Origin of the sequence: Cupriavidus sp. 2SB, assembly GCF_005503625.1 — a bacterium.
Taxonomy (GTDB): domain Bacteria; phylum Pseudomonadota; class Gammaproteobacteria; order Burkholderiales; family Burkholderiaceae; genus Cupriavidus.
Genome location: NZ_SCMX01000073.1, coordinates 21,295 through 31,228, shown reverse-complemented (window position 1 = coordinate 31,228; position 9,934 = coordinate 21,295). Strand labels below are relative to the sequence as shown.

Below are 9,934 nucleotides of genomic sequence, written 5' to 3'. Positions count from 1 at the left end.
AAAGTCGCCATCGTCGGGTGCATGAGGAAGCTTCTGACGATTCTCAATGTCATGGTCAAGACGGGTCGGCCTTGGCAGAACAACCGACCTGCTTGACACGGTTGCTCTCCCGCCTTGCGGGAGAGGGGAGAAAAAAAGAGGCGGGAGAGGGGAGCCAACATAGGCAAGGCGGGAGAGGGGAAAAAAAGAGGCGGGAGAGGGAATCAAAAAGACAGCGCGGGGAGCCCCCAAAACAAAACGGCCCGGACTTGTCATCCGGGCCGTTGTTGTTTCATCGGTGAATCTCAGCCGCCGCGTCCCATCATCAGTTGGGCGCGCAGGAAGCCCTTGATCTCTTCCAGCGAGGGCGTCTTCAGGAAGACCATGATGCCCCATTGCTGCAGTGCATCGGCCACGCCTTCATAGGCCTGGCGGTTCGTGATCACTGCGAAGATCACGCGCTGGCGCGCAAAGAAGTTCTGCAGTTTCTCGATCGTCGCCGATTCCGCGTCGTTGAGCTCCTCCACGTAGTAGAGGACGACGCGCGGATGAGCGTCCACAGACATGATGACCGTGTCGACCACGTCTTCGAGCACCTGCGTTTTCAGCGGCAGCGACCATTTTCCAAGCTGGGCGCTGATGCGCTGCGCTTCGTTATGGTTGGGATGGAAGACCACAAGGTCGAGATCGTGCTCGACGCCGGCGTCAGGCATGGCCCGGTTGGCGAGTAGCCGATGCACCGTTTCCTTGTGGATGCGCCGATGGCCACCATTGGTCTTCCAGGCGCCGAGTTCTCCTCGCTCGACCATCTTCTGGACGGTGCCCAGCGAAACATTGAGAAGCTTCGCGGCGGTACGCGTGCTGTAGTACGGCTTTTCAGCCAGTTCAGGATCCAGTTTCATCCAATCACCCGTAGTGTCGATCGACAGCACAGTGCAATCTGCACTGCGTGGCGCCCTCGGACACGCCACGCCGGCCTGAGGCCGGGCTTGCCTTTTTTTACTGACCCTGATGCTTGGCCCGCTCCCCGGCAGGCCTTTGTTGCTTTGGTACCTGTTGACGTAGCAACGGCTTCAGGTGGCCGGCTACGCTTCGGCGAGCATCGCGCCAACAATGCCCGGAATGCCGAATGCAAATAGTATGACTTCAAGATGATTCGTCGCCACAGGGAAAGCAATGATTGGCGTCACACTTTTGTTGTTTAACGAACATCAATGCCATTCGGTAGACACCCCGCATGACGAGCGACATGTATGCAGACATGTCTGAATGGTTTCCCAACAAATGACAGACCTTGCATTCTGTGCCACGGTTCCCCACGGCAGACATTTGCTACAACCGCCATGAGCCAGGCGTCCTAGCCGGACAGCCCGTACTTGCGGACCTTGTCGAACAGCGTGGTTTTTGCCACGCCCAAAGCATCGCCGGCACGCGTCAGGTTGCCGTCGTGACGACGCAGTGCATCGGCAATCAGCGCGCGCTCGAACTGCTCCACGGCCTGTGGCAACGGCAGTGCAGCGGGTGCCGTCGTGCCTTGCGTCGGATCGCAGCCCAGGCCCAGCACGTGGCGTTCGGCCAGGTTGCGTAGTTCGCGGACGTTGCCGGGCCATGGGTAGGCAACCAGTGCAGCCAGTTCGCCCGGGGTCGCCGGCACGGCCTCGCGCTCGAAACGCAGCGCCGCCTGGGCCAGGAAATGCTCGAACAGCAGCGGCACGTCCTCGCGGCGCTCGCGCAGCGGCGGCAGTTCCAGCGTCACCACGTTGAGCCGGTAATACAGGTCCGCGCGGAACTGGCTCGCGTCGGCCATCGCACGCAAGTTTGCCTTGGTGGCCGCCACCACACGTGTGTTCACCGGCACGGGCTGGTTCGATCCGAGCCGCTCGATCACGCGCTCCTGCAGCACGCGCAGCAGCTTGATCTGCATCGGCATGGGCATGCTCTCGATCTCGTCGAGGAACAGCGTGCCGCCTTCGGCGTGTTCGATCTTGCCGATGCGGCGCCGTGCGGCGCCGGTGAAGGCCCCCGCCTCATGCCCGAAGATTTCGGATTCGAACAATTGCTCCGGCAGGCCGCCGCAATTGATCGGCACGAAATGCTTCGCGCGGCGGGCGCTCGCTTCGTGCAGGCAGCGCGCCACGAGTTCCTTGCCGGTGCCGGTCTCGCCGTGGATCAGCACGTTGGCGGCCGTATCGCCCACGCTGTCGATCATGCGGCGCAGCCGTTCGATGGCCGGCGAATGTCCGATGAGTTGCGCTGCCAGCCCATCGCGTCCGGCCAGGCGCGCACGCAGGTCCGCCACTTCCAGCGCAAGCCGGCGCTTGTCCAGCGCACGGCGAGAGGTGGCGACGAGCCGCTCCGGCGAGAACGGTTTCTCGATGAAGTCGTAGGCGCCTTGTTTCATGGCCTGCACGGCCAGCGAGACATCGCCGTGGCCGGTGATCATGATGACCGGCATGGCCGGGTCGCGCGCCACGATATCGCGCAGCAGCGACATGCCATCGGCACCGGGCAAATGGATGTCGCTGACCACGATACCGGCAAAGCCTGCCTCGATCTCGCGCCATGCCGCTTCGGCGTTGGGCACCGACTGCGTGGCGATGCCTTCGAGGCCGAGCGCCTGCTCGCATCCCAGGCGCACGTCGGCATCGTCTTCGACGATCAGGACGGCGAGTCCGCCCTCCTGACGCTGGTTCGGATCAGCCGACATGACGTAGGCCCTCGCGTGCAGGTGGAAGCGCCAGCGTGAAGCACGCGCCGCCGTCCGGATGATTGATGGCGGTCAGCGTTCCACCGTTCTCATTGAGGATGCCTGCGGACAACGTCAGCCCGAGGCCAAGCCCTTCGCCTGCGGGCTTGGTCGTGAAGAATGGTTCGAAGAGTCGCGCGAAGGCGGCTTCGGACAACCCTGGCCCGTTGTCGCGCACGGTCAGGTGAACCAGTCCGCCCGCCTCAAACGCGTGGAGCGACAGCAGCGGTGCCGGCTGGTCCTTCACCGCATCGAGCGCGTTGCCGATCAGGTTCACGATCACCTGTTCGAGCCGGTTCGGATCGCAGGCCACGGACAGGTGCGTGCCGACATCGCGCTCGATGCGTGCTGCCACCGCTGCCACGCGGGTATCGAGCAGGAACAGGGCGTTGTCCACGGCGTCGGCAAGCTGTGCCGCCTGCTGCTGACCGGCCGCAGGATTGCGCGAGAAGGATTTGAGCGCGCCCGTGATGCGGCCCATTCTCTCCACCAGGCCGATGATCTTTTCCAGGTTCTGCTGGGCCGTACCGTAGTCGCCGCGCGCCAGGAACTTGCCGGTATTGCCCGACAGCGTGCGCAGCGCGGCCAGCGGCTGGTTCAGTTCGTGGGCAATGCCGGCCGACATCTGTCCCACGGCGGCGAGCTTGCCGGCCTGCAACAGGCCGTCCTGCGCCTGCCGCAGATAGTTTTCGGTGCGAATGCGTTCAGCCACTTCGGCCTGCAATTGATGATTGGTGGTGGAGAGGTCCGACGTACGTTCCGCCACCTTGCGTTCGAGCTCGCTGTTGGCCGCTTCGAGCGCGGCGCGTGCGGCCAGCCGCTCGCTGGCGATACGACGGCGCACGTTCCATGCGGCGCCCAGCAGCAGCACGAAGGCAGCGAGCACGCCGGCGAGCGCGGCACTGTTCAGCGCAGCCACACGCGCCTGCGACGTGTTGGTCAGCAGCGTCAGGTCCCAGTCCGTGCCAGGCAGCGCCAGATGCTGCGCCAGCATCGGCGGACCCTGTCGCAGCCGCACCAGGGCATCGCCCTCCTGGGCTGGTCCGTTGGCCAGCGGACGCACGGTACTCAGCGCCAGTTGCGGCAGCGGGGCGCGGTTGTACTGCAGGGATCGATCGAGCTTGACGCGCTGGTCGTCAGAGAGCGGGCGCAGCGCGGCGAGCTTCCACGAAGGATCGGACGCGAGGATGACCACGCCGTTTTCATCGGCCAGCAGCATCTGGCTGTCGTTGCCCTGCCAGCGGTTTTCCAGCGGTTCCAGGCCGATCTTGACCACGGCCACGCCGAGGGGATGATCGCGGTCACCGAGCGGTGCGGAGAGGTAGTAGCCGGACTCGCTGCGCGTGGTGCCCACGCCGTAGAAACGGCCAAGCTGGCCTTCGACTGCTGCGCGGAAATACGGACGGAAGCTCAGGTCTTCGCCGAGGTAGCTGTCCGGGCGTTGGTAGTTGCTGGTGGCCAGTACCTTGCCGCGGGCGTCCAGCACGTAGATCACGCGGGTGCCGGCCCGGCCGTTCAGCGCGGCAAGATAGGCGTTGGCCTGCGAGACACGGTCGGGTGCGGACGGCTGGCGCAGCAGCGCGTCGATGCGTGCGTCCAGCGACAGCAAACTCGGCACATAGTCATAACGCGCCAGCTCGCTTTCGAGTGCCTGCGCATAGAGCCGCATCTGCACCTGGCCGCGTTCGGCCTGGCGCCCCAGCGCGGCGTCGTACGTATAGCGGTAGCCCAGCCAGCCGGCACCGGCAATGAGCACAGCCAGCGCGAGCAGGGCGACAAACGGAACGATGCGGCGCCACCGCGGGGTGGAGGGCGTGGCGCCGTCGGATGGGGACAAAATCATGCGGAATCGGGGGAGGCGAAAGCTGCGGGTGGCGTATCGGGCATCTGAGAACCGACGAGGCGTCACCGGCAAGGCGACGTTTTACCACACCCACACTACCCCCAAGACCTGAACGGGTGATAAGCCCCATAAAAGCGGTGTGGTAAACGCAAAAAGGCCCGGCAGCCTGATCGGCAACCGGGCCCCGGCGCACCTGGCAGCGTGTTACTTGCTGGCCAGGACCTGAACGGGTGTCAGGCCGGCGTCGGCGGCTGGCGAGGGTTCGATGGAATCGATCTCGTCATCCAGTTCCGGCGCGCCTATCGCGTTCTCGCTTTTGGCGACAACGGTCGTGGCAATGGCATTGCCAAGCACATTGGTCACAGTGCGGCCCATGTCGAGCACATGGTCGATGCCGAGCACCAGCAGGATGCCGGCCTCGGGCAGGCCGAACATCGGCAGTACGGCGGCCACCACCACCAGCGATGCGCGCGGCACGCCAGCGATGCCTTTGCTGGTCACCAGCAGCACTAGCAGCATCGTGATCTGTTGCGACAGCGACAGCTCGATGCCGTACACCTGGGCCACGAACAGCGCGGCAAACGAGGTGTACATGATCGACCCGTCCAGGTTGAACGAGTAGCCCAGGGGCAGCACGAAGTTCGTGATGCGCGGCTTCACGCCGAAGCGCGTGAGCTGGTCGATGACCTTCGGATAGGCCGATTCCGAGCTGGCCGTGGCAAAGCCGATCATCAGCGGCGCGCGCAGCTGGCGCAGCAGGGTGAAGACGTCACGGCCCAGGAAGAAGAAGCCACCGGCGATCAGCGCGATCCACAGCAGGCCCAGCGAGAGATACACGGCGCCCAGCAGCTTGGCGTACACCACCAGCACGCCCAGGCCCTGCGCCGTGATCACGGCGGCCACCGCACCAAACACGCCAAACGGCGCGAAAGCCATCACGTAGTTGGTGACCTTGAGCATGATGTGGGCCAGACCTTCCACGCCAGCCAGCACCGGCTTGCCCACGCCATCCTTGATCGTGCCCAGCGCAAAGCCGAAGAACAGCGAGAACACCACGATCTGCAGGATCTCGTTGTTGGCCATTGCTTCCACGAAGCTCTTCGGGAACATGTGCGCGATGAAGTCACGCAGGTTCAGCGCACCCGTCTTCAGGTTCGACGCGGCATCCGCGGCCGGCAGCGGCAGATTCATGCCGTGGCCCGGCGCCAGCGCGTTGGCCATGATCAGGCCCAGCAGCAGGGAGGTGACCGAGGCGGCCATGAACCATGCCATGGCCTTCAGGCCGATGCGCCCCACGGCCTTGCCGTCGCCCATGCTGGCAATGCCCGATACGAGCGTGGCAAATACCAGCGGGCCAATGATCATCTTGATCATCCGCAGGAACACGTCGGTCAGGATCGAGAGCTTGTCGGCAATCGCCTTGGCAGCGGCGGCGTCCGGCGCCATGTTGTGCGCGGCGGTGCCGGCCAGCACGCCCAGCAGCATCGCGATGAAGATCAGGGTTGGCAGTCGTTTTGTCATCGTGGGTACATCCCTCCTTTGTCTCTGGCGTGGCGCGCGCGGCATTCGGGGGACGGCGCGGCCAGCGGTTATTCCTGCGGCGGCGCCTAGAGTGCACGAGACGTGCCAGCTTTCTCACGCCAGGGCGATGGCGTAAAGCGATGAAAACAAAGGGATTTTTAGTGTGACGAGGACGTAATGTTCGGAAATCCGAACTGGGGAGGGGTGGGGGTGTTCGGGTTTCCGAACGTGGGGTCGCGTTCGTGTGACTTGCTCCCCTCTCCCGCACGCGGGAGAGGGGAGCAAACCAGAGGAAGTTAGCTAAGCCGCCGCCTCGCAACTATCCAGGAACGCCTCCAGCGGCATCGGCTTGCCAATCGCATAGCCCTGCGCGTAGTCCACGCCAATCGCGCGCAGGGTGTGGAGCGTGGATTCGTCCTCGACCCATTCGGCCACGGTGCGCACGCCCAGGCGGTGGCCAATGTCGTTGATCGAGCTGACGATCTCGCGGTCCACGGCGTTGCGGGTCAGGTTGCGGATGAAGCTGCCGTCGATCTTGAGGTAGTCCACCGGGAACTGCTTGAGGTAGGCGAAGGAGGAGAGGCCTGCGCCGAAATCGTCGAGCGCCACGGTGCAGCCGGCGCTGCGCATGTCGGCCACCACGCGGCTGGCGGCGGTCATGTTGTTGATCAGCGCAGTCTCGGTGATTTCCAGTCGGATGCGGTTCGCTGGCAGCGCAGAATCCTCCAGCGCGGCGTGCAGGAACGGCAGCAGGAAGGGTTCCCCGAGCGAGTTGGCAGAGAGGTTGATCGAGACAGACAACCCCGGCACGCGCACCAGCCGTTCGCCATACTGCTGCAGCACATTGCGGATGACCCAGCGGTCGATATGGCCCATCAGGTCGTAGCGCTCGGCAGCCGGGATGAACGCGCCCGGCATGATCAGCGTGCCTTGCTCGTCCACCATGCGCACGAGGATTTCTACGTGCTGGGCATCGTCCTGGCCGGGGCGCAGCGAGCGGATCTCCTGCGCATAGAGCCGGAAGCGGTTGGAGTCGAGTGCCGAGTGAATGCCGGCGGCCACTTCGAGCTCGCGATGATGGCGGCGGGCATCGCTTTCGTCGCGGCGATAGAGCGAGACACGGTTGCGGCCGGCGGCCTTGGCGGCGTAGCACGCCACATCGGCGCGGCTCATCAGTTCGCTGACCGAGGGGATGTCGTTGTCGATGGCGGCGATGCCGATGCTCGCGCCCACGTCATAGACGCGGCCGTTCCACGGAAAGCGCCGCTCGCGCACGGCATCGATGACTTTCTGGCAGACCTGCTCGGCATGCTCGATGCTGCAGTCCTTGAGCAGCAGCGCAAACTCGTCGCCGCCCAGCCGCGCCAGCAGGTCGTCGGGGCGCACCTGATGGCGGATCACATAGCCCAGCTCGCGCAGCAGGACATCGCCCGCGCCGTGGCCAGCCGTGTCGTTGACGATCTTGAAGCGGTCCAGGTCGATGAAGCATAGCGCGGCGCGGTGGCCGTGCAGGCGCGCCTGCTCGCACGACTCGCGCAGGCGCTTCTCGAACCAGGCGCGGTTCGGCAGGCCGGTCAGCGCATCGTGCGAGGCCGAGTGGGCCAGCTCACGCTGCAGCGCGCGCGAGGTGGTGATGTCCTGGAACACCAGCACTGCACCGAGCACGCCGCCATCGTTGGCCAGCACGGGCGCGGCGGAATCCTGCACGTCGTGGCGCTCGCCGGTCAGGCTCTGCAGCACGGCGCCTTCCTGCAGGTAGGCAGGGCGCAGCGTCTCCAGGCATTGCTCGACGGGGCTGGGGATGGTGAGGTCGGTGTCTTCGTCGACGATGCGGAAGACCAGGTCCAGCGATTGCCCCATGGCGGCGTCCATGCTCCAGCCGGTCAACTGCTCGGCAATCGGATTCATGAACGTCACGCGCATGACCGGGTCCGTGCAGATCACGGCGTCGCCGATGGAGCGCAGCGTGATGTGCAGCCGCTCCTTTTCCTCGAACAGCGCGCGCGTCAGGTTGCGCTGCTCGGTGATGTCCCAGTTGGTGCCCACCAGCGCGTTGGTGGTGTCGTCCTCCCGGCGCGACGTGTTGGCCATGGCACGCACGTGGCGGATCTCGCCCGTGGGACGCACGATGCGATATTCCGTATCAAAGCGGCGCTCGCCCCGGATGGCCTGGCGCATCTCCGCGCTGACGCGGCTCACATCCTCGGGGTGGACCATCGCGATCCACTGGGCCAGCGTGGGCGGCCCCAGTTCCGGGTGCGTGCCGTGCAGGCCGTGCATGCGTGCATCCCAGGTGATCGACGCCTGCGAGAAATCCCACTCCCAGATGCCCACGCCACCGGCTTCCACAGCCAGTTGCGTGCGCCTCGCCAGTTCCTCCAGTTGCTGCTGGGCGAGCTTGCGCGTGTGGATATCCTCCACCTGCGAGATGAAGTGGTCGGGCCGGCCTTCGTCGTCGCGCACGAGCGATACCGCGAGCAGGGTCCACAGGTAGTGGCCGTCCTTGTGCCGGTAGCGTTTTTCCAGCCGGTACGAGTCGATCTCGCCGGACAGCAGGCCCTCGATCTGGCGCAGGTCGGCGGCCAGGTCGTCGGGGTGGGTCATCAACTGGAACGGCAGGTCGCGCAATTCGTCGGGGGTGTACCCGAGCAGTTCCACCATGGCGCGGTTGACCATCTGCCAGCGGCCGTCCAGCCCGACGATGGCCATGCCGATGGCCGAGTGCTCCAGCGCCTGCCGGAACCGCTGTTCGCTGCTGCGCAGTTCGTGCCGGCCCTTGCGGTTCTGCTCGGTCATGAAGGCGATGCAGACCGGGAACACCAGGATCAGCGCGCCGGATAGCGGCACCGAGCGCGATGCCAGGACATCCACGCCGGCCGCCAGCGAGAATCCTTCGGCGGCGATGGCCGAGAGCAGCGTCAGCAGCGCGGTGGCAAACGGGTTGCTGGCCAGTGCCACGATCACCAGCGGCAGCGACATGACCACGAACGGATCGTGCCCGGCGCGGATGGCGCCCGCGCCAATGGCCACGCACAGTGCCAGCATGCCGCCCAGCCGCGCAAGCCGCGTGCGCTCGAAGGTGGCGCGCACGCGTTCGCGCGAGATCGACACCATCAGCGGCAGCAGCAGCACCGTGCCGATGGCGCCTGCATTCCACCAGTTCCACCAGACCTTGAGGAACGGCGTGCCGAACGTGGAAGAGATGATCCACGCGCCCATCAGCCCGCTCAAGGCCGGCCCCACCGTGGAGGCCACGCTGAGCGTGAGGGCGAACATCGCCAGTTGGCCGCTGCGCGCCAGGACCGGATGCCCCACAAGGCTGCGCAGCACGGCGGCGGTGGCCACGAGTTCAATCAGGTTGGCGCCGGACAGCAGCAGCGCGGAGCCGATGGGATGTCCGCCGAGGAGGTCGGCGGCGATGTTGCCGAGGAACATGGCTCCCATCAGCCATGGCGCTTCTTGCCGGGAGCGGTGCAGCAGCAGCCCCAGCCCGAACGCGTTGGCCATCCAGACCGCTGCGGCATGGCCAGGCACGCGCGCCAGCCACAGGCCGACGAGGGCCAGTACGAAGTAGCCTCCGGCCGCGAGCAGCAGGGGGCGCCAGCTGACGATGCCAGGCAGGGGCGGTTGGGTCGAAGGGGGCGCGACCGTTTCAGACGTCATTTCTGTCGATTTCCAGGGACACGCGGCGCGCGTCTGCATACTGCGCCGGGCGCGGGCGATGGTCGCACCGGGTCCAGCCTAGCCGGCATGGTAGTGCCGCCAGGCGAAATCCTTTGGCTGAGATAAGGGCGAGACCATGGCTTTGTTGAGGCTGGCGCGAGGCGCGGAATTTTGGTATGGGG

General features: G+C 65.5%; 5 protein-coding genes. All 5 read right to left on the bottom strand.

All coding sequences use genetic code 11. From position 1 onward, the window contains the following. Window positions 1–284 precede the first annotated feature (284 nt). Entirely contained in the window at window positions 285–881 is a 597-nt protein-coding gene (locus FFS21_RS25640) for a helix-turn-helix domain-containing protein (RefSeq protein ID WP_137927522.1), read from the bottom strand. 455 nt (window positions 882–1,336) lie between these two features. Continuing rightward, window positions 1,337–2,686: a sigma-54-dependent transcriptional regulator gene (locus FFS21_RS25635; protein WP_137927521.1), complete on the bottom strand. Its 1,350-nt coding sequence runs from the start codon at window positions 2,684–2,686 to the stop codon at window positions 1,337–1,339. Beyond that, complete coding sequence (locus FFS21_RS25630; RefSeq protein ID WP_137927520.1) at window positions 2,676–4,568, bottom strand: sensor histidine kinase; 1,893 nt, start codon at window positions 4,566–4,568, stop codon at window positions 2,676–2,678. The genes FFS21_RS25635 and FFS21_RS25630 overlap by 11 nt, the downstream gene beginning before the upstream one ends. 204 nt (window positions 4,569–4,772) lie before the next feature. Then, a complete protein-coding gene (locus FFS21_RS25625) occupies window positions 4,773–6,089 on the bottom strand; it encodes a dicarboxylate/amino acid:cation symporter (RefSeq protein WP_137927519.1) in 1,317 nt (438 codons plus the stop codon). A gap of 300 nt (window positions 6,090–6,389) precedes the next feature. After that, window positions 6,390–9,752, bottom strand: coding sequence for a diguanylate cyclase (locus FFS21_RS25620; protein ID WP_137927518.1), 3,363 nt, complete (start codon window positions 9,750–9,752; stop codon window positions 6,390–6,392). Window positions 9,753–9,934: the final 182 nt, after the last annotated feature.

Coding starts and splice junctions, on each gene's coding strand:
- FFS21_RS25640 (WP_137927522.1), bottom strand. CDS start 881: ATGAAACTGGATCCTGAACTGGCTGAAAAGCCGTACTACAGCACGCGT.
- FFS21_RS25635 (WP_137927521.1), bottom strand. CDS start 2,686: ATGTCGGCTGATCCGAACCAGCGTCAGGAGGGCGGACTCGCCGTCCTG.
- FFS21_RS25630 (WP_137927520.1), bottom strand. CDS start 4,568: ATGATTTTGTCCCCATCCGACGGCGCCACGCCCTCCACCCCGCGGTGG.
- FFS21_RS25625 (WP_137927519.1), bottom strand. CDS start 6,089: ATGACAAAACGACTGCCAACCCTGATCTTCATCGCGATGCTGCTGGGC.
- FFS21_RS25620 (WP_137927518.1), bottom strand. CDS start 9,752: ATGACGTCTGAAACGGTCGCGCCCCCTTCGACCCAACCGCCCCTGCCT.